Origin of the sequence: Sphingopyxis chilensis (genome assembly GCF_035930445.1) — a bacterium.
In the GTDB taxonomy this organism is placed as follows: domain Bacteria; phylum Pseudomonadota; class Alphaproteobacteria; order Sphingomonadales; family Sphingomonadaceae; genus Sphingopyxis; species Sphingopyxis chilensis.
This window is the reverse complement of the sequence record NZ_CP142394.1, coordinates 2,482,349-2,504,773: the sequence shown is the minus strand read 5'-3', so window position 1 is coordinate 2,504,773 and position 22,425 is coordinate 2,482,349. Positions and strand designations below refer to the sequence as shown.

Here is a 22,425-nt window from a genome sequence, read left to right as displayed (position 1 = left end):
CCTTCACTCCGCCGGGCCTTCGAGCATCGGATATTTGACCCCCAGCTGGTCTAGGTAGGTGTCATATTTGGAGGGGTCGTAGTAATATTTCTCCATCAACGGGCGGTAGAGCGCCATGTTGCGTTCGTTAAGCCAGATCGCGGGTACGTCCTCGTCGGTCAGGATCGGGGCATAGGTGTCGGTCTTGAGCTGGACATCCTTGAAATAGGCCTTTGCATCGGCGATGAGTTTCGGTGTGGTGAGCAGGTCGAGCACCGTCATCGCCACGGCCTTTGCGCCCGCTTCCACACCCTTGTGCGCGATCGGCGTCGCCATTGCGATGGCCGCGATCGCGTTATGGCCGATCATGTTGGGGATGTTCGACGGGTACCGGATCGTTATCGTCGGAACCGCCCACATGATGTCGCCGATGTCGTCCGACCCGCCGCCCGTCGAGGGCTTGCGACTTTCCGGGGTGGAGAGCGGGGTGACCTCGTCCTTCAGCGGTTCGATCTTGCGATTGTTGAAGCTTTGCACCGCCTTCGCGAAGGCCTGATCGTCGGCGCTCCACTTGGGCATGCCGACCGCCTTGATATTGGCAAAGGCGGCCTCGGCCAACGGCTTGTTGCCGAAATTGGGCGCCGCATAGCCCAGCGTCTGCTGGGTCATCGTGGTGCCGGTGGCCAGCGCCGCGGCCTTCGCAATGTCGTTGCCGACTTCATAGAGCTTGCGGATGTCGTCGAAGGTGCGCTCGCGGAAGAAGTACCAGATGCTGGCCTTATCGGGCACCACATTGGGCTGGCCGCCGCCGTTGGTGATGATCATGTGCGAGCGTTGGGTCAGCGGCAGATGTTCGCGCCGGAAATTCCACGCCACGTCCATGATCTCGACCGCGTCCAGCGCACTGCGCCCTTCCCACGGCATCCCCGCCGAATGCGCGGTCTTGCCCTTGAAGGAATATTCGACCGAGATCAGGCCATTGTTGCCCATCTCGCCATAGCCGGTCGAGAAATCGTTGCTGACATGCCCGAAGATCGAGGCGTCGACATCCTTGAACATGCCGGCGCGCACATAATAGGCCTTGGTCGCCAGCAATTCTTCGGCGACCCCGGGCCAAAGCATCAATCGGCCCTTGATGCCGTGCTTTTCCATCACCTTCTTCGTCGCGATCGCTGCCGCCACCATCATCGGCATGCCCGAGTTATGGCCTTCGCCATGCCCCGGCGCCCCTTCGATCATCGGTTTGAGATAGGGAACGCCCGGCATCTGCGAGACGCCGAGGACGTCGTCGATGTCGCTGCCCAGCGCGATCTTGGGGCCGCCTTCACCCCAGATCGCGGTAAAGGCAGTGGGGATGCCCGCCACGCCCTTGGTGATGGTGAATCCGTTTTTGGCGAGGATGTCGGTCAGATATTCGGACGTCCTGATCTCCTGAAAGCCGGGCTCGGCGAAACTGAAGATCTGGTCGACCATGACCTGGATCTGTTTGCGCTGCGCTTCGACTTCAGCCGCGACCTCCTTCTTGAGCGACTTGGGGGCCTCGGCGTGGGCCGGGGCGGCGGCGATCGGAGCCAGGACGGCGACCGTGCTCAAGGCAACGGCGATGACGGCGCGGGCGAATATTCTCATCTCGCGGATAATCCTTTCTTCTCGTTCAGAATTCGATCTTGGCGGCCACGCGGAACGACCGGCCGACGACGTCGAAGCGACTGCGGTTGGTCTGCGCATAGGCGGGCACATTGTTGCCGTCGGGCCCGTTGCCGACCAGGACGGGCTCCTTGTCGAGCAGGTTGTTCACGATGAAAGTGAGGTGGCCTGTGCCGGCCATCGCCTCGAACTCGAAGTCGATCGACGCATCGAAATAGGTGGCGCCATCGATGTGGTTGTTGTTGATCGTGCGGAACTGCGACGTGCTGGCGGGGCAGTCGTCGTCGCACGCGATCCAGTCGTTGCCATAGACTCCGCTGGTGAAGCCGCGCGCGACCAGGTTTATGGTGACGGGATCGATCTCATAGAAGGCACTCAGGCGGTAGGCCCAGTCGGGCGAGCTATAGGTTCCCGCCGAAAGCACCCCGGCATAGTCGACGGGGAAACTGATGCCGTCGTCGATCACATTCTTGATATAGTGCGTCGCCTGGCCGTGCAGTCGCAGATTGCCCGGACCGACCGGCGTGGAGTAGCTCGCCTCGATGTCGAAGCCGCGGGTCTTCTGGGTCGAAAAGTTGATCGGCGTCAGGTCGATCGTGCTGAGCGCACCGTTCACGAACTTGATGTTGGGGCAGTAGGCCGCGATGCCCTGATCATAACATAGATCGACCGTCTGCTGCGCCGTTACCGAACCGATCGCGTCGTCGATATCGATCGAATAATAGTCGAAAGATGCGCTGAAGCCCGGCAGGAACGACGGTGTGAAGATGGCGCCAACTGTCCAGCCGTCAGCTACCTCAGGCTTGAGGTCCGGGTTGCCGAAGGCGTTCTGGACAAATTGCTGCGATCCGGTGACCGGGGCGTTTGCGCCGGCCGGGATGATGACCGAGTTGGTACGCGCGGTCCCCGCGGCAAACAGTTCGTCGAGGTTCGGCGCGCGGATATCGTGACTGATGTTGCCGCGCAGACGCAGGGCGTCGAATATCTGATAACTGGCCCCGACCTTCCACGTGCCGACCCAGCCTGACGTCGAATAATGGGTGCCACGCGCGGCGGCATCCAGGTTCATTCCGTCGAATATCGGGATGGAGAGTTCGAGGAAGCCCTCATAGACGTCATACTTGCCTTGGTTGACGCGGTAATTGCCATAGAGCCAGCCGGAGTTATGGACCGGGTCCACTTCGCCGTCGATCTGCTCGCGGCGCCACTCGGCGCCCGTTGCAAAGGCGACGTCGCCGGCCGGGAGCGTGAAGAGACTGCCCGAAATGGTGGCGGCCGCGACATCCTGCTTGATTGTCTGGTAACGCAACGGCTGGAATCCGTCGTAGTAGATATAGTCGAGCGCCTCCTGCGACGGCCCTTCCGTGCCAAGGCGATCGATCGGGACGCATCCGTTGGCCGGGTGGGTCAGGGTGGAGCGGCACACGATGCTGCCATCGGCCGCGAAGACGGCGTCCTGCGCCAGCGCCATGCGCGCGTTGAACCAGGTATTGGTCAGCTCTTCGCGCGTTTTGGTCACGCCCTTTTGGTAATAGGCGTCCCACGACATCGACGATCCGAACAGGCCGACGCTGCCCTTCGCGCCGGCGACGAAGCGATACACCTCGCGTTTGTTGTTGCTGCCCGGAATCGGGAAGCCCGCGTTGGAGGTACCGATCGTGATAGAGGCCAGATTCTGCGTGGCCATCTGCGCGGCTATCGTCGGGTATTGGCTGAGAAGATAGGCATTGTCCGCGAGGATCGAAACGCCGGTGCTCGGCGTCTGCTGGTAAGAGCTGGCACTGACCGAGCGGTTATAGGAGAATTGGCCGAAGATCTCGATATCGGGCGTCACGTCGAAACCCACGCGCTGGAACAGGCTCAGGCGTTCGTCCAGCGGCACCAGCGTGTTCGTGCCGACGTGACCGGCAAGCGTCGTCTGCCAATCGCCGCCGATCATCCACGGGCCGGCGATCGTCCCATAGGTCAGCTGCGCGGTCTGACCTTCGCCGAGGAAGTAGGTGCCGCGCAGCGGGCCGCTGGAGATCAGGCCCCCCGTCGTATAACCGGACGGACCGATCCCGCCGCCGACCAGGCGTTGGGGCTGGCCGTTGGTGCCGTCATAGGCCGGGTTGTTGATCTGGAAATAGCCGCTGTCGTTCCAGTCGCGGTCGATTCCTTCCTTGCGGTCCTGATGAAACCACGAGACGTTGGTCAGAAGGTGCAGCCGGTCGTCGAGCAGCGAGAAGCCGGCTGTCCCCGAGAGGCGGTAGTTGAAGGCGTCGCCATAGGTCGAGATACCTGTGTCGGCGGAAAGTTTCACGCCATCGAAGTCGGTGTCGAGGATGAAGTTGACGACGCCGCCCACCGCGTCCGAACCATAAGCGGCCGAGGCGCCGCCGGTGATGACCTCGACGCGCTTGACCAGATCCTGCGGGATCGTGTTGATGTCGACCGTGCCGCCCACGCTGGAAGCGACCGAGCGTTGGCCATCGACGAGGACCAGCGTGCGTCCGACGCCGAGACCCCGCAGGCCGATCGAATTGATGCCCGCAGCGGCATTGGAAAGGCCGCCAGATGCGGTGCCCGAAGTGCCGCTTCCGGCAATCGCGGGCAACTGGTTGACGAAATCGGAGATGTTGGCCGGCGATTGTGCCGCGATATCGGCTTCACCCAAGACAGCGACAGGGGTCGGCGCACTATAGCCGTCGCGCACGATGCGCGAACCGGTAACGACGATGCTGCTCGTCGGGTCCTCGGCGATCTCGTCGATGGGTGCCGGTATTTCCTGTGCCATGGTCGGCGCGACCGAGAGCAACGGCGCCGCCGAAGCCAGCAGTATCTTGATGGTCGCTATTCGCGATTTGTCTCTTGCGGTTGAAGTCCGCGCCCCGTCTGTCGTGCTTTTATACGTGACCCCATGCATCGTTAAGCTCCCTGCGGCCTGAACCTTGTCTGCCGTAGGCGTCCCACCCCATGAAAATGGAAGGTACGAGCTTGGTCACACCGGCGAGGCGCCGGTCAGCGGAATCCGCCCCGCTGTTTTCCCATCGTTTCGACCCACCCCCGCAGTAATTGCGAGGACCATTTGCCGGAAGTGCCCGTTGGCCCGTGGCCTTCGGTGCTCCTTGCCGGACACTGGCGATCCTAGCGGGAAGCGGGTGGGCGATCTCACGAAAGATCAAGCATATCGGGTCAAATGATGACTGATTCTGTCTTCAAAAGCCATATCTGCATAAAAATCATGTGCGACTCCGGCTGGAGGCGCAATTTACGATCAACGCTGTGCTGAGTGATTCGAAAATGCGGCGCAGCACCCCGATTGCGCACTCAAAGCCAACGCAGCCAATCAGGATGAAATGGAATTTCTGCACAAGTCACGCCTATCGCGCCGGAATTCATCACATAAAGCCTTTTGCCGACCGATAAGTTCGGGGATGCTGCTCTTTGATATCTGTTAGTCTCGCCAAGTCTCTTCGTGTCATCCCGATGCGTTGTTGCCGCCGATCGGTCCAGGAACAGGGGTCCAATTCCTATGACGAATACATTGCGTAACAAGCGCTTGGCCAAGCAGCTGCTCTTCGCGGCAACCGCGCTGGGGCTGGCACCGGGAACCGCGGTACTTGCCGCGCCCGTTCGCGTGACCGCCTCGCCCGACGGCGCGTTGTTGCCGGTGGAAGTGGACGCGCAGACGGGCAAGGTTCTGCTGGTCCTGCCCGCGTCCGACGCGGATGGCGTTTCGGGTCGCTATTTGTTCACGCAGGCGATCAAGACCGGGCTGGGTTCCGCTGCGATCCGCATCGACCGCGGTATGCAGGGCGACACCAAGGTGCTCGCTTTCCGGCGTTTGGGCGGCAAGGTCGCGGTGGTTTTCGAAAACCCGCGCTACCGTGCGACCGGGGACGCGGGCGTTGCCAAAGGCGCGCGCGCCAGCTTTCCGTTCAGCACGGTCGCTATGCTTGAAATCGTCGGTGATGCCCCCGTCGCAGGCCCGGTCAAGGTCGATTTGACTCCATTTTTGATGACGGACGCGATGGACTTGGCCGGGGCGATCGGGGCAGAGGCCAAGGGTTACAAGCTTTCGGAAAAGCTCAGCGCGGTCGATACGGGATCGGTCAAGGTCTTCCCGCGCAACATCGAATTGGAAACGGTGCAGACCTTCGTCGCCGACACGGCAGGGCGCGAACTCGACACGCTGGCGCCCGACGGCCGCGCGGTCAGCTTTACCGTCCACTCCTCGTTGGTGGCCTTGCCCGAACCTGGATATGTGCCCCGCCGGTTCGACATCCGCTCGGGGGCGCACGCGACGCAGATCTATGACTATGGCACGCCGCTTGGCTCGCCAATGTTGGTCGAATATGCCAACCGTTTCCGCCTGGAAAAAACGGACCCGACCGCCGCGCGTTCGACGGTGAAAAAACCGATCATCTTCTACATCGACAGCGCCGCCCCCGAGCCGCTCCGCACCGCGCTCGCCGATGGCGTCCGCTGGTGGGCCGACGCCTTCGACGCAGCCGGCTTTATCGATGCCTTCAAGGTTGAAACCCTGCCGCCCGGCGCCGACCCGCAGGACGTGCGATACAATATGGTCAACTGGACCGACCGGCAGAATCGCAGTTGGTCCTATGGCGGGGGTGTCATCGATCCCCGGACCGGAGAGATCATCAAGGGCAATGTGGTGTTGGGCGCGCTGCGCGTGCGGCAGGACATCACGATCTTTGAAGGGCTAGTCGGAACCGCGCAAAATGGCAGCGGTGGCTCGAACGATCCGGTGCGCGCGGCGCTGTCGCGCATCAGCCAGCTCGGCGCGCATGAAGTCGGCCATTCGCTCGGCTTCGTGCATAATTTCAAGGCCAGCCTGCAGGACCGCGCCTCGGTGATGGACTATCCAGGGCCGAAGGTCCTCATCGATAATGGCAAGCTGGACCTGAGCGATGCCTATGCGTCCGGTATCGGCAATTGGGACAAGTTCACCGTCGATTGGCTCTATGGCCAGCCTGCGCCCGGTGCCGATCCCGACGCCGATGCCACGGCCAAGGCCGACGCGGCGCAGAGGGCGGGAATCGCCTTTGGGACCGACATCGACGGCCGCGCCGCGGATCTGGCGGTCCCGGGCGTGAATATGTGGACCGAGGGGCAGGACACGCCCGCTGACCTCGCGCATACGATGGCGGTACGCCGCATCGCCTTACAGACCTTCGGCCCGAATGTGTTGCAGCCGGGAGAACCGCTTGCGAACCTGCGCCGCAAGTTCGTGCCGATCTGGCTGTTCCATCGCTATTCGATCGACGCCACCGGCAAGCTGGTGGGCGGTGTGCGCTACGATTACGCCGTGGTCGGCGATGGCAAGCCGGCGCCGAGCCCGGTTCCGGCGCAGGAGCAAATCGCCGCGATCGACGCGATGGTGGCGAGCCTTTCCGAGCGTGAACTGACGGTGCCGGCTGCGCTGTCGATGATGCTGTCGAGTGGAACGAGTGCCCGCCGCGATGCCGAAATGGCGCCCGAACTGTTCCTCGGCGCCGGATCGGCGGTCTTCGATCCGCTGGTGGCCGCTCAGGTGGCGGCGCAAGTCACGCTCGACAGCCTGCTCGCGCCGGCGCGCCTGACGCGCCTGCACATCCAGCATGGCTATGATCCGGCACAGCCCGGGGTGATGGCACTGCTCGACAAGCTGCGGCCGGTTATCGGTGCGCACGACCATGTCGTCGAGCGGCGCGTCTCGCAGACGACATTGCTGGCGATCGCAGCCGCTTCGCGCGATCCGGCGACTCCGGCCGATGTGGGGGCGGTGCTCGATGGTTTCATCAAGGAGATTGCGAGCGGCTTCGCCAATACGCAGCGGAAAAGCGAGGAAGGATTGTGGCTGCTGTCGATGGCAAGCACGCTGTCGGATCCCAAGCGGATCGAGGCTGAAATCGGCAAGCAAAGCCGGCCCAGACCCGACATTCCGGCGGGTATGCCGATTGGCGATACCGGGTGGTTTGACGGGCTGCTATCGAATTAATTGATCCTTTTCTCCTCTTTCGTTTGAAATTCCGGAGGCTTTAGCCATTATGGCCTTGAAATCAAAAAAAGGGGTGCAAAGCAATATGGATCTGCCGCCCGGCCGACCGAACTGGCTCGATTCGGCGCGAAGCCGTCCCGTCCAGCACGAGCTTGACGATACCGACTTTCGTCTGATGCGTGCCCTCGTCGCCGAAGGGCGCGCATCGGATGTATGGCTGGGCGACAATGTGCACCTTTCCAGCACAGCGGTGGCGCGACGACGCAAGATTCTGGAGGAAACCGGCTACATCACCCATTATTCGGCGAATCTCGACGTGCGATCTCTGGGATATGGTACGCTCGTGGTAGTCTCGATCGAGCTGGTATCGCAGGCCGAAAATGTCCTGCAGGATTTCGAACGGGCCGTATTGCAGAGCCCTTCGATGCGTTTTTGCGCCTTCGTCTCGGGCGACACCGACTTTCTGATGATCCTGAACGTCCAGTCGCTCGAGGATTACGATATGATTTATCGCAAGGAATTGTCGGTCCTGCCGCACGTCGCCCGCATCCGCAGCAGCTTTGTATTGCGTGAAGTCGCGAATCGTCAGATCGCGCCGGCAATCTTGCAGTCGCGCCCGTAATGTTCTTCGGCTTGAGGTTGAATTGAAGGGCTCCCGAAGGGGTGATTTTCCGTCCTCGAAATCGGAAACCGTCGGATCATTGCGATAGCTGAACGGTTGCTTTGAGACCTCAGGCTTCGATGTCGTCTCGATTGATCTCGATATCGAGATCTGACAGCGCCGCAAGATAGCTGTCGAGATCAATCAGATCGACACAGGGCCTTGCGCCGGGTTTCCTAACCCTCTCTCTTGCCAACTGCCGGGCCAGCAGGATCGCCGGCATGCAAGGAATGTAGGGCCCGTGGCCCGACCTCGCGACAATCCAGAAGCGTCGCTCCAGCGGGTTGCCGTCATGACCTAGGCCGCTCATGAACATGTGGAAGCCACTTCGCCCGGACCCGAACCGGTCGAATGCGAAAGCGAGTTTGAGCAGCGATCCGGCATGGTCGCTGAGCGATCCGATCACCCGCAACCGTACTAGCACGCCCAACATACGCGTGCCGATATGGAGAGCCTTCAACTCATGCCCGGCGCAAAAGCGCATCGATCGGAGCGTGGGATAGCGTTGGGGAAACAGTGTCAGGTCGGGGATATCGCAGTTGCCGAATAGACGGGTGCCAAGACCAGGGTAACGGACGGCATGCGTATCTTCCCAGCCATAGACGGTTTTCATCGCACCATCGCGCAGCATCTCGATCGGCTTGCCGACATAGCTCAGCACAGCGGAGGTTGTTGCCAGACCTCGATTGGTGTGTTGCGCCGCGCTGATCCCATAATCGACAGCCTTCAGCCGTCCGAAGGACGGGAGATAGGCGTCAATCACGGCTGCGGTCAGACAGGGGACGGAGCTGGCACCACTAACGACCAGCACATCCTTCGCCTTCGCCTCGGCATCGAGCCGGTCGATCGTCGCCACGAACTCCCGAGCATCGGCGAGATCGAGATAATGACAGCCCTGCGCGATGCATGCCCTTGCGACGCGATGATCCTGCGTCTGAAAAGGTCCGGTGGTGTGGATGACAATGTCGGGCGCGATACGACCCAACGCTTCGGTGAGATCGCCATCAATGTCGATCGCATGACCTTCGGCGGCATTGGCGGCTTCGAGCGATGCCGAAAACGCATGTGCCTTGTCCGCCGATCGTCCACCGATCAGCAGGCGGATGCTCTCGTCATTGGCAAGGGTCCGCGCGATATATGTGCCGAAATTGCCATAGCCGCCGATGATCAGGATGCGCGCTACCATGTGGGCTTGGTCACCATCAGCCAGAAGATGACGACCAGTCCGCCGAAAGCGGGCCAGCCCAGCACGAACCATTTGCGAAACAGCCGCTCGTAGGCGGCTTCGTCAATTGCCTCGCCTCGCGCGTGCGCTTCCATCATCACCTTCATGCGTATCTGGATGAAGACAACGGGCACCCAGCACAGCGCCGCCAGCAGATAGAGACCATAGGTGACGACCAGCCAATAATCGTCCCACAGGAAGCCGCCCTGCCACACCAGCCATACGCCGGTCAGCGGCTGGACGATCACGGCAGGTAGGGTGAAGAGGAAATCCGCCTTCACCGTCATGCGTGCGGCAAAGGCGCGTTCGACCGGAACGCGGCTGCGACTTCCGAAGAACATGAAATTGGCGATGCCGATCCCCGTTCCGAACACGATCGTCGCACTTACAATATGCAACGTTTTGACGAGGGAATAGAGATCCATGGAATGTCGCTACCGCACTGCACGATGCGCCGCTAGAGCTACAAGAGATGTGGGGATCGTTCAATTTTTCGGGGCGACTACGCCTCATCCGTGAAGCGCAGCATTGTGGGCGGCAGTTGCCCCGAAAGTGTGCAAGAGGAATGGCAGCTCTCGAGTGCCGGGCAATCTGAAACTACCATTCCGCTATCGGTCGGAACCCACCATCGCCAAAAAAGAACCCGGCCAAAGACCGGGTCCAGGAGGAGTTCAGCATGGTGTTTTCGGGACTGTCTATTCGGCGGGCACCGGGGTGCGACCGGTGATGAGGCCTTCGCGCTTGGTGCCGTCGGCCTGCACCGGGTCGTGCGCGACGTCGCTTTCGTCGAAGGTTTTGGTCCATGCGGCGAATTCGAGGCAGACGCCGTCGGGGTCGAAGAAATAGACCGAACGCACGAAGACTCCGGGGTGGAGTTCGTCGGTCGACTGCATCGGGCTATCATCGTGGTTCAGCACCTTGCTGACGTTGATGCCCTTCTCGACCAGGCGGTTGTAATATTCGTCGAACTTGTCGGCGCGGACGTTGATCGCGATATGGTTCATCGACCCGTGCGCCGATACGAAGCTGCCCTGCGTCGGCAGCGCCGCGGGGGCCGAGATGCCGGGAACCGCTTCGGGCGCTTCGGGGAACCAGAAGAAGGCGAGGCTGTCGCCATTGCCGATGTCGAAGAAGAAATGCTGGCCGCGCCCGCCGGGCAGGTCGATGGTCTTGGTCAGCGGCATGCCGAGCGTATCGCGGTAAAATTCGACCGTTTTCGCCATGTCCTTGCACACGAGTGCGAGGTGATTGACCCCGCAGAATTCGAACTCGCTATTTTCTGCAGCCATCATCCATCTCCTTGTCGTTCAGCTTGCGGTGGCGCTGGGGCGGCTTTTCATCCGCTCGTACCAGCCGAGAATATTCGTATTGGCGGGGTCGATCGGCTGACCGACCGACGCACCGAAATCGAGGAAGGCGAACAGCATGATGTCGGCGAGGGACAGCGTGTCGCCCGCAACATAGCCCCGCCCCGCGATCAGCGGATCGAGCCATTTGATGCCATCCTGTGCGGTAGCCTTCAGCCCCTCGGCAGCTTCGGGCAGGCAGCGCAGCCGCTGCTCGAACAGCGGTAGCCCCTCTGCGAAACGGAAGCCGTTGGTCAGCGGCTCGCAAATCTTGAGGTCGATACGGCGCGTCCACATGCGGGTGTTCGCGCGCTCCTCGGGGGTCGAGCCGATCAACGTGCGATCGGGAAAACGCTCGTCGAGATATTCGCAGATCGCCGTGACTTCGCAAAGGAAACCGCCGTCGTCGAGTTCGAGCGCGGGCGTCTGTCCGGCGGGGTTCACCTCGACATTATAGGGTGCGCGCCGGTTCTCGCCACCGCGCAGGTCAACGGTGACCTCCGGGATCTCGATACCCTTTTCGGCCATGAACAACTTCACGACGCGCGGGTTGGGGCCGACGCTGGTATAGAATTTCATCCTGTCCTCTCCCGATCCTTTTATCATCATCCGGATCAATCGTCAATTTAGTTGACGGTTAACCCGGGGCGCGGCCAGCGGACGCGATAGAGCGTGCCGGTCGTCGATCCCGTAATATAGGCGTCGCGCCGGTCTGCGCCGCCGAAGGCGATGTTCGTGATCCCGACATCGGGCAACGGCACGAATTCCGAACCGCCGCCGTCGGGATCGAAGACGGTGATCCCGCCTTCGACCATCGTGCCGACGCAGATGCGTCCGCTTTCCTCGATCGCCATGCTGTCGAGCAGGCGAAAGGCGGGCGGGGTGCCGACGAAGCGGCCGGGCGCCCAGGGCGGCGGCGGCGCGAGGGTGCCGGGTGCCAAGATGTCCATCGCCCAGACGCGCGCCGTCATTGTCTCGCTGACGTACAGTGTCGTGCCGCCCGGCGAGAGGCCGATTCCGTTCGGCCCCATCATGTCGGCGCGCTGGCGGCTGATCTTCGATCCGTCGGCCGCCGCATAATAGACGGCGCCATGGTCTCGGCCGGTGTCGCGCACCTGTCCATGATCGGTGAACCAGAAGCCGCCGTCAGCGTCGAAGACGATGTCGTTCGGTCCCTTGAGCCGCTCGCCTTCGAAACCGTCATAGAGCGTCGTCACCGCGCCGGTGATCAGGTCGACGCGCTGGATCGACCCGCACGCCTCAGCGTGCGCGGCATGGCCGGGAAAGAGCAGACTGCCCGCATCGATCCACTCGAACCCGCCATTGTTGCAGACATAGGCCGCGCCATCGGGGCCGATCGCGAGCCCGTTCGGCCCGCCGCCAAGTTCGGCGACGACCGTCAGGCTGCCGTCCTCCGCAACGCGCGTCAGCGTCCCGCGCGCGATCTCGACGAGCAGCACCGATCCGTCCGCCATCGGCACCGGACCTTCGGGAAAGCGAAGGCCCGTCGCGACGGCCTCGGGCACGCCATAATCCATCACCCTTGGGCGGGGCGCGGCGCGCTGAGGAAGTCGGCGGCGCTGAAGCCCTCGGGCGCCGCGATCTCGACGATCGGATCCTCGCGCGCGTCATATTCCATGCGCAGCGCGCGGGTGATCACCGCGTGCATGTCGTACAGACATGTGATGTAGGTGAATTCGAAAATCTGCTCATCGTTCCAGAAACTCTTGAGCTTGTCGAATATCTCGAGCGGCACGCGTCCGCCGGCCTGGCTCAGGCAGTCGGCATAGGCGAGCACGGCGCGTTCCTGATCGTTGTAGCAGTCGGCAACGGTCCAGTGTGCGATGGCGGCGATCTTCTCTTCGCTGACGCCAAGGCCGCGGAGCGACTTGCAATGCTGCGAGAAGACGAACTGGCTGCCCTTGACCCAGCCCGCGCGCGTCTGGCCGAGTTCGCGCAGCACCGGATCGATCGTGCGCGCCGGGTTGCGGTAAACGGCAAAGCCTTTGACCGCATGTTCAAAGATGTCAGGGGACAGCGCGAACACCGTCCACCAGTCGCCGGGGGTGCCCGTCGCGGTGCCGGGTTCGGCAACGGGGTCGCGGTCGCCGAACAGGCGGTTGTAGTAAGCGAGGACGGTCTCGTCGGTGACCTCCGAGCGGGGCACCTGGCGCAGGACGGGCATGGGATACTCCTGAAAAATTATACTCGAACCTTCGTCATTGCGAGGAGCCGAAGGCGACGCGGCAATCTCCAGCTATCGGTCCAGCGCTAGACCGATAGCTGGAGATTGCTTCGCTCCGCTTGCAATGACGAACCTCATCATCACGCCGCCGCGAATTTGCGGAATTCGGCGACGTGCGCGCTGTCGAAATACTCGTCGAGCCGCGTGATCTTGCCATTCTCGACCTTGCACACAATCGCGCAGGGCAGGCGGACCTCTCCATCGTCGTGGACGCGTTTGCCCGTCAATACATGCTGCTGGACGAAGCCGCCGGGAAAGGTGGTGAGCCGCCGGTCGGCATATTTGCGATCCTTGATCCGCGCGACCATGCCGGTCAGCGTCTGCGCCGTGTCGTCGCGCGTGACGATCAGCTCGTCGGTATTGTGCCAGATCTCGGCATCGGGCGTGAAGCTTTCGCGCATCGTTTCGATGTCGCCCGCTTCGATCGCGTCGAAAAAGCGCTGGGCCATCGCGCGAATGTCGTCCTGCTCTGCCATGATGCTCTCCTTAAGCTTTCGCGCCGAACATGCGACCGCCGTTGGCCGCGATCAGCCCATCGATGTCGTCGCCCCGGTATTCCGGGTCGGCGGAGGGGCCGAAGGAAGAAAGCATGTCCTGCGTCACCAGCTCGGCCATCGCCTTCCATTCGGGGTGGGTGAAGATCCAATATTCGCCGGTTTCGATCGCCTGCACGACGCGCGCACCGACTTTTGCAGGGTCCATGCCACCGGCGAGCACACCCTGCATCGCCTGGCTTGTCGCCGCCGCCTTGCCGAGCTCGTTTTCGACTGGGCGCAGGTCGAGCGTCGTCTCGACGATCCGCGTCGCGGACATGCCGGGCATCAGCACCGAGATATCGACGCAGCTTTCGGCGAGTTCGTTGCGGAGCGCCATCGCGATACCGAGCGTGGCGTATTTGGAGCTGATATAGGCGACCGAAATCGGCGGCGGCACGATCGCGACCATCGACGAGGTGATGACGAGATGGCTCGGTTCGCCGCTCGCCTTCATGTCGCCGAGAAAGGTGCGACAGGCATAAAGATGCGCGTGCGCGTTGACCGCATAGTTCCAGCGCCAGACGTCGGTGTCATATTCCTCGAACGGCCCCGACCCGCCGCCGACGCCGGCGTTACTGAACAGGATGCGGACGGCACCGAAATCGCGTGCCGCTTCTCCCGCTGCGGCCCAGCTTTCCTCGCTCGTCACGTCGAGCCGGAGGCCGAGAGCCTTCGCGCCTTCGCTTTGCAGTTGTGCCGCCGCAGTTTCGGCGCCTGTGCCATCGATATCGGCGAGGATGACCGATGCGCCCTTGGCAGCCAGCGCCTTGGCGGTGGCGAACCCAAGCCCGCTCGCTCCGCCGGTGATGAACGCAGTCTTGCCCGCGACGCTGGTCATTCGGCGAAATCCTTCTCAAGGTAGCGGGTCATGCGAAACTGCGCGAGGCCTGCGGCGGCGGCGAAGGGCATCAGCGCCATCAGCGCCCACCTGAGACTGTCGTCGCCATATCCGGGCTTCAGGCTGTCGCTGACGATCCCGGCGAACAGCGGGCCGAGGCCGAGGCCCACGATGTTGAACATCAGCATCAGCACGGCGGCGGCGGTCGCCCGGCTGCGCGGCGGCGTCAAATTCTGCACCAGAGCCAAGGCGGGCGCGACATAGGCGGTGCACGCCGCCATCGGGACCAGCATGAGGGCGAGCGACAGCTGCCAGCTGTCGACGAGCAGCGCGGCGATGAAGGTCGGGATCAGCACCAGCGTTGCGAGCGCGGGGATCGAACCATAGGCGCGTGCCGACCGTTTCGCCCGGTGGCTGACGAGCCAGCCGCCGCCGAGGATGCCGACGCCGAAGGTGATACCGGCGGCCGGGCCGAAATATGTTGCCATCGCGTCGAGTGGCATCTTCTGGGTCCGCATCAGGAAGGCGGGAATCCAGTTGAGCATGCCATAGCTGACGAAGGCGGCGAGCCCGCTGCCGATCATCACCATGCGCAGCGAGGGGCGGCGGATGAACATGGCGAGGCTCTGGCTGAAGGGCAGGGCTTCGTCGGCGGGCTTATGTGTGTCCATCTGGCCCCGCGCGGGCTCGCGCACGAGCCAGATCAACAAGGGCGCGATCAATATGCCGACGATCCCGATGACGACAAACGCGTTGCGCCAGCCGATATTCGCCGCCGCCCATGCCCCGAAGGTGGCGCCGACGAATACGCCGAACGGGCCGTTGCAGGTAAAGGCACCGATCGCGAAAGGCCGCTGCGCCGGAGGATAATAATCCGCGATGACCGAGAGCGACGGTGCCGTTCCGCCTGCCTCGCCCGCGCCGACGCCAAAGCGCATCAGCGCGAGTTGCCAGAAGTTCGAGACCATGCCGCAGGCGGCGGTGAAACCGCTCCACACGACGCAAGCAATTCCGATCAGCTTCACCCGGTTCCAGCGGTCGGCGACCATCGCGACCGGCACGCCGGCGGCGGCGTAGAACAGCGCGAAGGCGAAGCCGGTGAGCAGGCCGAATTGCGTGTCGCTGAAATTCATCTCGGCGCGGATCGGCTCGACAAGCACCGACAGGAGCTGGCGATCGACGAAGTTGATCGTGCCGACGACGAACAGCATCGCGAGCGCGACGTTGCGGCGGAGCGCATGGCCGTTGCCCGGCGCTGCGGTGCCTGCACTGAAGGCGGTGGCCTCGGTCATAACTCTCCCCAAAAACGCGCGAGTCTTCTCGTCCGAAAAATACTTAGATATTTAAGTTTATCTGTCAATGTGCTTTACGGTAACGACCAGATCAATGGGAGAGAAGAGATGGATATCAACGGCAAGACCGCCATCGTGACGGGCTCTGCAGGCGGCATCGGCCGTGCGACCGCGGTGATGCTGGCGGCGCGCGGCGCGGCGGAGATCAGGCTGGTCGATGTGAAGGAGGACGCGCTTGCCGAAACGGCGCGCCTCGTCGCGGCAAAGGGCGCGCGCGTGACGACGCATATCCTCGACCTTTCCGACGTTCCGGCGGTCGAAGCCTGGTTCCAGGCGCATGGCGATGTCGATATCCTTCACAATAACGCCGGCGTCGTGTCGGGCCTGCCGCAGTTTCCCGATGTCGATGCGGCGCGCATCCGCTGGATCATCGACGTCAATGTCACCTCGCTCGTCGCCGCGACGCAGGTGGCGGTGCAGAAGATGAAGGCGCGCGGCGGCGGGGTGATCGTCAATACCGTCTCGACCGTCGCGCTCGGCGCCGGATTTTACGACGCGATGTATGCGACGACCAAGGCGGCGGTGATGATGTTCACGCGCTGCTGCGCGCCGCTCAAGGGGGAATGCAACGTCCGCGTCGCCGGCATGCTGCCGGGGCTGGTCGACACGCCGATCCTCGACACGACGGGGGCCGGCGGCAAATCGGAATGGATGGAACAAGTGCTCGCGAACAACGAGGCATGCGCGCCCGACGATATCGCGGGCGGGGTGATGGCGCTGATCGAGGACGACAGCCTTGCGGGCGGCGACTGGGTCGCGGTGCGGCGCTTGGGCGGGAAGGTCGAATATCAGTGGGGGCACGTCGATACGCTATGATCGCACCATCGTCATTGCGAGCGAAGCGAAGCAACCTCCAGCCAACGAACTCAGCCTATGGCCGCGAACTGGGGATTGCCGCGTCGCTTCGCTCCTCGCAATGACGAGTGTGACTAACGCGTCGGAGCTTCCAGCATATTCTTGCCGAACAGATTCGACCACTGCTCCTCGGTCAGCACCGGGCGCGCGCTCGACAGGTTCGCGGCGTTCTTGACGTCGGTTCCCGCCGTCACCGCAGGCCGCTCGCCGATGCGCGCGAACCAGTCGGCGACGGCGGGATAATCATCCAGCGTCAGCCCGATCGCACGGATCGCACGCGTCCAGGGCCAGCACGCGATGTCGGCGATGCTATATTCCTCGGCGAGATAGTCGGCTTCGCTAAGGCGGCCATTGAGGACATGAAGCAAGCGCAGCGTCTCGTTGCGATAACGTTCGACCGGATAGGTCTGCCCTTCGGGCGCATAGCGGATGAAATGATGCGCCTGACCCTGCATCGGGCCAAAGCTTGCCATCTGCCACATCAGCCATTGCTGCGCTTGGCTACGGCGACGCGGGCTTTCGGGAAGCAGCTGACCGCTCTTTTCGGCGAGATAGAGCAGGATCGCGCCGCTCTCGAACACCGGGAGCGGCGCGCCGCCGCCCACGGGCTCATGATCGACGATCGCGGGCAGGCGGCCGTTCGGGTTGATGCGGCGATATTCGGGGGTCAGGTGATCGCCCTCGAGCATGTTCATCGCGATGAGCCGGTGCGACAGGCCCACCTCTTCGAGCATGATCGAAACCTTGTGGCCGTTCGGCGTGGGCGTGAAATAGACGTCGATCATGCGGTGTTTCCTTCGGAGAAAATGGCGCGCGCGGCGGCGAAAGCGGTCTCGAACGCCTCTTTCCCGGCAGGATAGGCGACGACGGTCAGCGTCACGCCCGCGATCTTCCACCCGTCCCGCCGCACCAGCCGGTGCGTGTAGCGCCCGATCAGGTCGCCGAGCAGCGCGCGGTCCTCGACCCCGACGACGTGGACGGCATCGACGATGCTTGTCACCGTCGCGCGGTCGCCGTCGATGGTCGCGATAACATTGTGCAGTTGGTGCGCGGTCGCGTCGAAGCCTTCGAGCGTCCTGCAACGGTCCGTCCATTCGTCGGCGGGCACCGTCGCGACGAGCGACCCGATCGAACCATAGTCGACCGCGATCTCGTCGGTGAAGAGCGCGCGATACGCGTCCCAGTCGCGTGCATCGAGCGCGGTCGCGTAACAGGTCACGACCGCGGCCGCCGCTTCCCTGTCGAGGAAAGCCTGGGCCGCGGCCGATCCCTGGGACATCGTATCCGACCCTAGAACTTGATCCCCGCCTCGATCGAAATGTTGCGGGTGGGCTCCAGATAGAGGATCGCGCGCGGAACGGGTGTGATCGGCGCCGGCAGGTTGAACGCGCTGCCGATCGTTTTCTGGTTGGTCAGATTCTTGCCGACCAGCGCGAGGTGCCAACTGTCGTCCTGATCGGCGAGCTGGACGCGAAGGTCGAGTTTCACATAGCCGTTCTGAACCCCGAAGATCGGGCTCTGGTTGTCCGAGTTGAAATATTTCGAACGGCCGGCGGCGACGCCGGTGATGTCGAGCTTCATATCGTCTGACATGTCGAAGCGCGCGTGCGCGGTTACGCTGCCTGTCCATTTCGACGCGTAGGCGACCGGATAGCCGGCCAGGTTGTTCGTCGCCGGGGTGCAGGTCGCGGGTTGCGACGCGAGGCAGGCCGCGCCCGGATAATCGTCATATTTGATATCCGAATAGGCGGCCGACGCGCTGATGTCGAAATTGTCGATCGGGAAGATGCTCAGCGACCCTTCGACGCCCTTCGATGTCGCGGCGGCGGCGTTGCCGGTCAAATAGCTCGAGGTCGCGGGCTGATAGACCGAAACCTGGAGATCCTTGAACTTGGTGTGATAGGCGGAGACGTTCGCGACGACCTTGCCGTCGAACAGCGTCGACTTGACGCCCGCTTCGAAATTTTCGGACTGCTCGGGTTCGAAGGTGAAGGTGCTGTCGACGGTGCCGAGCGTGTTCGAGACGAAACCGCCCGATTTCGACCCGCGGCCCCATGTCGCATAGAGCATGACGCGCGACGCGACGTCATATTGCACCGTCACCGACGGATCGACATTGCCTTCGCTGATCGAGCCTTCGGCGCTTGAAATCGGGCGTATGGCGAAGGGCCCGTAAACCAGTCGCGACGCGAAATCGCCGTCCTTCTTGGTGTGGCTATAGCGCAGGCTGCCGATCACGCGCAGCGCGTCGGTGGCGTTGAACGTTCCCTGCCCGAACACCGACCAGCTTTCGGCATCCTGGTTGAAGATGCTGTCGATGCGGCCGAAATAGGGGCCGGTGAACACGCCGGGGATATTGAGGTTGGGGATGTTGAAGCCCTGAAATTGCTCCAGCTGATAGTTGGATTTGTCGTAATAGGCGCCCGCTACGAATTCGAAGGTTCGGCCCGTCGGCGACAGGATGCGGATTTCCTGCGAGAATTGGTCGAAGCGTTCGGGGAAGGCGTTGTAGACCGAATTGGCGGTAAACGCGCCGCCGCTGTTCGGGATCGTCTGATCGAAGCCGTTGACGATCTTCGACTTGAACCAGCTGTAGCCGGTGACCGAGGTCAGCGTGAAATCGCCGAGCGCGAGGTTGCCAACGCCCGAGATCATCACCGACTTATTGTCGTTCCCCTCGTCGCCGAGCGCCGAGCGTTCGAGATAGCGATTGGTCTGCGGATCCTGGTCGCTGGTCAGCGGGCTCGACACGGTGATGCCGCCGATGACTTCGCGGTTTCCGTACTCGACCTTCGCCGTGTAATCGAAATTCGCCGACGGCTCCCACTTCAGCGTCAGGCGCAACAGCTGCGACCTGATCTCGGGATCGTCGTGATCCTTCGCGCGGTTGTAGATATAGCCGTCCTGGTTGACGATCTTGTACGCGAAGCGCGCGCCGAGCGTGTCGGAGATCGGCCCCGACAGATAGCCCGAGAAATCGGTGCCCTTGTGGTCGAAATTGTAAAGGCCGGTAATCGCGCCCTCGAAATCCTTCGTCGGCCCCGCCGACACGACGCTGACCGCGCCGGCCGCGGTGTTCTTGCCGAACAGCGCACCCTGCGGCCCGCGCAGCACTTCGACGCGTTCGAGATCGAAGAAGGGCGCCTGCGCCTGGCGATTGCGACCGGCATAGATGCCGTCGACGTAGAGGGAGACCGACTGGTCGAAGGCGAAGTTCGCCGGCGGCGAGCCGAAACCACGGATATAGATGACGTCGTTGCCCGCGGTCGACTGGACGAAGACGTTCGGCGTGTAGTTCATCACCGCCTTGATGTCGCTGGTGTTGAATTCGGCGAGCTTGGCGCCGCTCACGACCTCCATCGAGATCGGCACGTCCTGCAAGCTCTGCTCGCGTTTTTGCGCGGTGACGATGATTTCGTTGGTGTTGCTGTCATCGATCTCCGCCGCGTCGGCGGGCGCCGCCTGCGCGAACGCCGGTGCGGCACCCGCGAGCATCGCGATTCCCGCGGCGCCGGACAGCAGAAACTGGTTACGAGCCTTCATTGTCACCCTCCCATAGAGCTTGTTTGTTGCGGTCCCGGAAAGCCTTCCGATCCGTCAATCTGATTGACCCTTAGTATACTAATGGTTTTATACTTGTCCATAGGCAGGAAGAGGATTCGCATCATGGACGAAGAAAATTCGCGCGCTGAACCCACCGCGCTGGCGACGCGCCATCTGTGCACCGTCGAGTTCGACGTAGGCGGCGGTATCATCGGCATCGGTGCCTCGCCGTTCGGCGATCAGCGGTTGGGATATATCAGCGGTGGTCGCTTTTTCGGTCCGCGTATCAACGGGATAGTATTGCCCGGCGGCGGCAACTGGTCACGCAGCGGGCGGCTGGGTGACGACGCTTCGGTCGGCACTTTCGATGCCCGCGCGGTGTGGCAGACGGACGACGGCGACCTCATTTATCTGAGCTATACAGGGCGCAATATAATTCCCGACGATGTCCGCGCGACCTTTGTCGATCCGGAGGTGCCCGACGCCGAGGCGTCAAGATACTATCTGCGAATCGCGCCGGTGTTCGAAACCGCGAGCGCGAAATATGGCTGGCTCAACGGCGTGCTCGCCGTGGGCGTGGGCGCGCGCACCGATTTCGGGGTCCGCCATGTGATCCACGAGGTGCTTTGAGATGATCGACCTGCATTATTCGGCGACCCCGAACGGACAGAAGGTCGCGATCATGCTTGAGGAAATCGGCGAGCCGTATCGCGTCATCCCCTATGACATTTTCAACGGCGATCAGCTCGCCTCATCGTTCGGCCGTATCAATCCGAACCACAAATTGCCCGCGATCGTCGATCTTGCTCCGGCGGGTGGCGGCGATCCCGTGACGGTATTTGAGTCGGGAGCGATTCTGCAATATCTGGCCGAAAAGGGCGGGCGTTTCCTGCCGGCATCGGGCGCGGCGCGCGCGGCGACGCTGTCGTGGCTGACGTGGCAGGTCGCCGGGCTCGGGCCGATGGGCGGGCAGGCGAGTCACTTCCTGCGCTATGCCCCGGCGGGGCAGGATTATGCCGTCGAGCGTTATACCAAGGAATTGAAGCGCCTGCTCACCGTGCTCGAAAAGCGGCTGGACAAGAGCGCCTATGTCGCCGGCGACGAATACAGCATCGCCGATATGGCGATCTGGCCTGGCCGCGCATCGGCGTTCGTGATGGGCATGGGGCTCGACGAATGGCCGGCGATGCACAGATGGTTCGAACGCATCCGCGAACGCCCCGCCGTCGCGCGCGCGATAGCGCGCGAGGACCTGAAGGCGCCCGAGAAATATATCGGCCGCCACCAGACGCTCGACGAGAAGGAGTGGTCGAACATGTTCGGCGCCGCAAATCACGCAGCGGTGAAGGGCGACTGAAGGCGACGGCGCGCGCGAGAGGGTGCCGGGATCGGCGAATCCCGGCACCAACGGATCAGCCGGCCGCGTCGGGCACAGGCGTGTTGAGCAGTTGCTGTTCCCACAGATAGGCGATGCCGCTGCCCGCGGCGTGCTGGATGAGGACGTCGGTCAGTTCGGCGGCATGTTCGGTCCGCGCCCAGTCGCGCTGCCATTCCGCCGCGAGGGCAAGCCACGTCATCATGTTCGCGCCCGCTGCGATCATGCGCTGGATCGCAGCCTCATGCGCCTCGATCGATGTCCCGCCCGACGCATCGGTGATGACCGTGACGTCCCAGCCTTCGCCGAGCGCCTGGATAACCGGCATCGCGACGCAGATCTCGGTCCACAGGCCCGCGATGATCAGCTGCTTGCGGCCCGTCGCCTTCACCGCGTCGACCACCTTCCGGTCTTCCCATGTGTTGATGAAGGTGCGGTCGATCACTTCCTGGCCGGGGAACAGATCGGTGATCTGGGGAAAGATAAGGCCGCCGCGATCGGCGACCACGCTGGTCAGGATGGTGGGGACGCCGAACGCCTTCGCGGTTTTCGCGAGGGCGGCCGAATTATTGACCACCGCGTGCGGATCGTGGCTGTTGAGGTTCGCCAGCTGATAGGGCTGGTGATCGATCAGGACGAGGACCGAATCCTCGGGGCGAAGGAGCGACGCGAGGCCGTTGCGAAAGGTCATGATTATCCCTTGCTGTCGATAGAGTAAGGCATTGTGCCGGCAGGCCCGCGCTCTCTGCGACATGGCCTGCACACGGGTATTGCCGTTCCCCAAGCCGATCCGGTAGTGTCGCCATCTGCCACACAGCGTCGCGGAATGAGGAACGGCTA

20 protein-coding genes are annotated in these 22,425 nt (G+C 62.7%); 5 read left to right on the top strand and 15 right to left on the bottom strand.

The window, feature by feature from the left end; translation table 11 throughout:
- Positions 1–3 precede the first annotated feature (3 nt).
- The gene (locus VSX79_RS11605; RefSeq protein ID WP_326913414.1) at positions 4–1,608 is read right to left on the bottom strand and encodes an amidohydrolase; all 1,605 of its coding nucleotides are present in this window, start codon (positions 1,606–1,608) and stop codon (positions 4–6) included.
- A gap of 25 nt (positions 1,609–1,633) precedes the next feature.
- Complete coding sequence (locus VSX79_RS11600; RefSeq protein ID WP_326913413.1) at positions 1,634–4,402, bottom strand: TonB-dependent receptor plug domain-containing protein; 2,769 nt, start codon at positions 4,400–4,402, stop codon at positions 1,634–1,636.
- A 738-nt stretch (positions 4,403–5,140) separates the two neighbouring features.
- Here VSX79_RS11600 and VSX79_RS11595 point away from each other — a divergent pair.
- Together VSX79_RS11595 and VSX79_RS11590 are read left to right on the top strand one after the other, a co-directional pair.
- The gene (locus VSX79_RS11595) at positions 5,141–7,609 is read left to right on the top strand and encodes a zinc-dependent metalloprotease (protein WP_326913412.1); all 2,469 of its coding nucleotides are present in this window, start codon (positions 5,141–5,143) and stop codon (positions 7,607–7,609) included.
- Positions 7,610–7,658: 49 nt separating this feature from the next.
- Positions 7,659–8,231 carry an Lrp/AsnC family transcriptional regulator gene (locus tag VSX79_RS11590; protein ID WP_179495282.1) on the top strand — a complete coding sequence of 191 codons (573 nt, stop codon included), beginning with the start codon at positions 7,659–7,661 and terminating at the stop codon, positions 8,229–8,231.
- A 109-nt stretch (positions 8,232–8,340) separates the two neighbouring features.
- On the opposite strand, the gene VSX79_RS11585 is transcribed toward VSX79_RS11590, so the two are convergent.
- The 9 genes from VSX79_RS11585 to VSX79_RS11545 form a co-directional block, all read right to left on the bottom strand.
- The gene (locus tag VSX79_RS11585; protein ID WP_179495284.1) at positions 8,341–9,456 is read right to left on the bottom strand and encodes a saccharopine dehydrogenase family protein; all 1,116 of its coding nucleotides are present in this window, start codon (positions 9,454–9,456) and stop codon (positions 8,341–8,343) included.
- Positions 9,450–9,920 (bottom strand): DUF2269 family protein, encoded by a 471-nt coding sequence (locus VSX79_RS11580; protein ID WP_179495286.1) that lies wholly within the window; start codon positions 9,918–9,920, stop codon positions 9,450–9,452. The genes VSX79_RS11585 and VSX79_RS11580 overlap by 7 nt, the downstream gene beginning before the upstream one ends.
- A 270-nt stretch (positions 9,921–10,190) precedes the next feature.
- On the bottom strand, positions 10,191–10,784 hold the full coding sequence (locus VSX79_RS11575) for a VOC family protein (protein WP_326913411.1): 594 nt from the start codon (positions 10,782–10,784) through the stop codon (positions 10,191–10,193).
- 18 nt (positions 10,785–10,802) lie between these two features.
- Positions 10,803–11,420: a glutathione S-transferase family protein gene (locus tag VSX79_RS11570; protein ID WP_326913410.1), complete on the bottom strand. Its 618-nt coding sequence runs from the start codon at positions 11,418–11,420 to the stop codon at positions 10,803–10,805.
- 47 nt (positions 11,421–11,467) lie between these two features.
- Entirely contained in the window at positions 11,468–12,379 is a 912-nt protein-coding gene (locus VSX79_RS11565; RefSeq protein WP_179495292.1) for an SMP-30/gluconolactonase/LRE family protein, read from the bottom strand.
- The gene (locus VSX79_RS11560; RefSeq protein ID WP_179495294.1) at positions 12,379–13,026 is read right to left on the bottom strand and encodes a carboxymuconolactone decarboxylase family protein; all 648 of its coding nucleotides are present in this window, start codon (positions 13,024–13,026) and stop codon (positions 12,379–12,381) included. The genes VSX79_RS11565 and VSX79_RS11560 overlap by 1 nt, the downstream gene beginning before the upstream one ends.
- Before the next feature lie 140 nt (positions 13,027–13,166).
- Positions 13,167–13,562, bottom strand: a complete 396-nt coding sequence (locus VSX79_RS11555; RefSeq protein ID WP_326913409.1) for a nuclear transport factor 2 family protein — start codon at positions 13,560–13,562, stop codon at positions 13,167–13,169.
- Between the two features lie 10 nt (positions 13,563–13,572).
- Complete coding sequence (locus VSX79_RS11550) at positions 13,573–14,460, bottom strand: SDR family NAD(P)-dependent oxidoreductase (RefSeq protein ID WP_326913408.1); 888 nt, start codon at positions 14,458–14,460, stop codon at positions 13,573–13,575.
- Complete coding sequence (locus VSX79_RS11545) at positions 14,457–15,752, bottom strand: spinster family MFS transporter (protein ID WP_179495300.1); 1,296 nt, start codon at positions 15,750–15,752, stop codon at positions 14,457–14,459. Before VSX79_RS11545 ends, VSX79_RS11550 begins: the two co-directional genes overlap by 4 nt.
- A gap of 108 nt (positions 15,753–15,860) precedes the next feature.
- On the opposite strand from VSX79_RS11545, the gene VSX79_RS11540 reads away from it, so the two are divergent.
- Positions 15,861–16,628, top strand: coding sequence for an SDR family NAD(P)-dependent oxidoreductase (locus VSX79_RS11540; protein ID WP_179495302.1), 768 nt, complete (start codon positions 15,861–15,863; stop codon positions 16,626–16,628).
- 113 nt (positions 16,629–16,741) lie between these two features.
- Here VSX79_RS11540 and VSX79_RS11535 read toward each other — a convergent pair whose 3' ends face one another.
- Genes VSX79_RS11535 through VSX79_RS11525 form a run of 3 tightly spaced genes read right to left on the bottom strand, consistent with a single transcriptional unit; the run spans position 16,742 to position 20,210 of the window.
- Positions 16,742–17,452 carry a glutathione binding-like protein gene (locus tag VSX79_RS11535; RefSeq protein WP_326913407.1) on the bottom strand — a complete coding sequence of 237 codons (711 nt, stop codon included), beginning with the start codon at positions 17,450–17,452 and terminating at the stop codon, positions 16,742–16,744.
- A complete protein-coding gene (locus VSX79_RS11530; protein ID WP_179495306.1) occupies positions 17,449–17,946 on the bottom strand; it encodes a nuclear transport factor 2 family protein in 498 nt (165 codons plus the stop codon). The genes VSX79_RS11535 and VSX79_RS11530 overlap by 4 nt, the downstream gene beginning before the upstream one ends.
- 11 nt (positions 17,947–17,957) lie before the next feature.
- Positions 17,958–20,210, bottom strand: coding sequence for a TonB-dependent receptor (locus VSX79_RS11525; RefSeq protein WP_326913406.1), 2,253 nt, complete (start codon positions 20,208–20,210; stop codon positions 17,958–17,960).
- Between the two features lie 123 nt (positions 20,211–20,333).
- Here VSX79_RS11525 and VSX79_RS11520 point away from each other — a divergent pair, with 123 nt between their 5' ends.
- Positions 20,334–20,840 carry a DUF3237 domain-containing protein gene (locus tag VSX79_RS11520; protein ID WP_326913405.1) on the top strand — a complete coding sequence of 169 codons (507 nt, stop codon included), beginning with the start codon at positions 20,334–20,336 and terminating at the stop codon, positions 20,838–20,840.
- A 1-nt stretch (position 20,841) separates the two neighbouring features.
- Complete coding sequence (locus VSX79_RS11515) at positions 20,842–21,567, top strand: glutathione binding-like protein (protein ID WP_179495309.1); 726 nt, start codon at positions 20,842–20,844, stop codon at positions 21,565–21,567.
- A gap of 55 nt (positions 21,568–21,622) precedes the next feature.
- Here VSX79_RS11515 and VSX79_RS11510 read toward each other — a convergent pair whose 3' ends face one another.
- Positions 21,623–22,276, bottom strand: coding sequence for a hydrolase (locus tag VSX79_RS11510; protein WP_326913404.1), 654 nt, complete (start codon positions 22,274–22,276; stop codon positions 21,623–21,625).
- Between the last annotated feature and the right edge of the window lie 149 nt (positions 22,277–22,425).

What these genes read in the sequence shown, in the direction of transcription:
- VSX79_RS11605 (WP_326913414.1), bottom strand. Translation starts at nt 1,608, where the DNA reads ATGAGAATATTCGCCCGCGCCGTCATCGCCGTTGCCTTGAGCACGGTC.
- VSX79_RS11600 (WP_326913413.1), bottom strand. Translation starts at nt 4,402, where the DNA reads ATGGCACAGGAAATACCGGCACCCATCGACGAGATCGCCGAGGACCCG.
- VSX79_RS11595 (WP_326913412.1), top strand. Translation starts at nt 5,141, where the DNA reads ATGACGAATACATTGCGTAACAAGCGCTTGGCCAAGCAGCTGCTCTTC.
- VSX79_RS11590 (WP_179495282.1), top strand. Translation starts at nt 7,659, where the DNA reads ATGGCCTTGAAATCAAAAAAAGGGGTGCAAAGCAATATGGATCTGCCG.
- VSX79_RS11585 (WP_179495284.1), bottom strand. Translation starts at nt 9,456, where the DNA reads ATGGTAGCGCGCATCCTGATCATCGGCGGCTATGGCAATTTCGGCACA.
- VSX79_RS11580 (WP_179495286.1), bottom strand. Translation starts at nt 9,920, where the DNA reads ATGGATCTCTATTCCCTCGTCAAAACGTTGCATATTGTAAGTGCGACG.
- VSX79_RS11575 (WP_326913411.1), bottom strand. Translation starts at nt 10,784, where the DNA reads ATGGCTGCAGAAAATAGCGAGTTCGAATTCTGCGGGGTCAATCACCTC.
- VSX79_RS11570 (WP_326913410.1), bottom strand. Translation starts at nt 11,420, where the DNA reads ATGAAATTCTATACCAGCGTCGGCCCCAACCCGCGCGTCGTGAAGTTG.
- VSX79_RS11565 (WP_179495292.1), bottom strand. Translation starts at nt 12,379, where the DNA reads ATGGATTATGGCGTGCCCGAGGCCGTCGCGACGGGCCTTCGCTTTCCC.
- VSX79_RS11560 (WP_179495294.1), bottom strand. Translation starts at nt 13,026, where the DNA reads ATGCCCGTCCTGCGCCAGGTGCCCCGCTCGGAGGTCACCGACGAGACC.
- VSX79_RS11555 (WP_326913409.1), bottom strand. Translation starts at nt 13,562, where the DNA reads ATGGCAGAGCAGGACGACATTCGCGCGATGGCCCAGCGCTTTTTCGAC.
- VSX79_RS11550 (WP_326913408.1), bottom strand. Translation starts at nt 14,460, where the DNA reads ATGACCAGCGTCGCGGGCAAGACTGCGTTCATCACCGGCGGAGCGAGC.
- VSX79_RS11545 (WP_179495300.1), bottom strand. Translation starts at nt 15,752, where the DNA reads ATGACCGAGGCCACCGCCTTCAGTGCAGGCACCGCAGCGCCGGGCAAC.
- VSX79_RS11540 (WP_179495302.1), top strand. Translation starts at nt 15,861, where the DNA reads ATGGATATCAACGGCAAGACCGCCATCGTGACGGGCTCTGCAGGCGGC.
- VSX79_RS11535 (WP_326913407.1), bottom strand. Translation starts at nt 17,452, where the DNA reads ATGATCGACGTCTATTTCACGCCCACGCCGAACGGCCACAAGGTTTCG.
- VSX79_RS11530 (WP_179495306.1), bottom strand. Translation starts at nt 17,946, where the DNA reads ATGTCCCAGGGATCGGCCGCGGCCCAGGCTTTCCTCGACAGGGAAGCG.
- VSX79_RS11525 (WP_326913406.1), bottom strand. Translation starts at nt 20,210, where the DNA reads ATGAAGGCTCGTAACCAGTTTCTGCTGTCCGGCGCCGCGGGAATCGCG.
- VSX79_RS11520 (WP_326913405.1), top strand. Translation starts at nt 20,334, where the DNA reads ATGGACGAAGAAAATTCGCGCGCTGAACCCACCGCGCTGGCGACGCGC.
- VSX79_RS11515 (WP_179495309.1), top strand. Translation starts at nt 20,842, where the DNA reads ATGATCGACCTGCATTATTCGGCGACCCCGAACGGACAGAAGGTCGCG.
- VSX79_RS11510 (WP_326913404.1), bottom strand. Translation starts at nt 22,276, where the DNA reads ATGACCTTTCGCAACGGCCTCGCGTCGCTCCTTCGCCCCGAGGATTCG.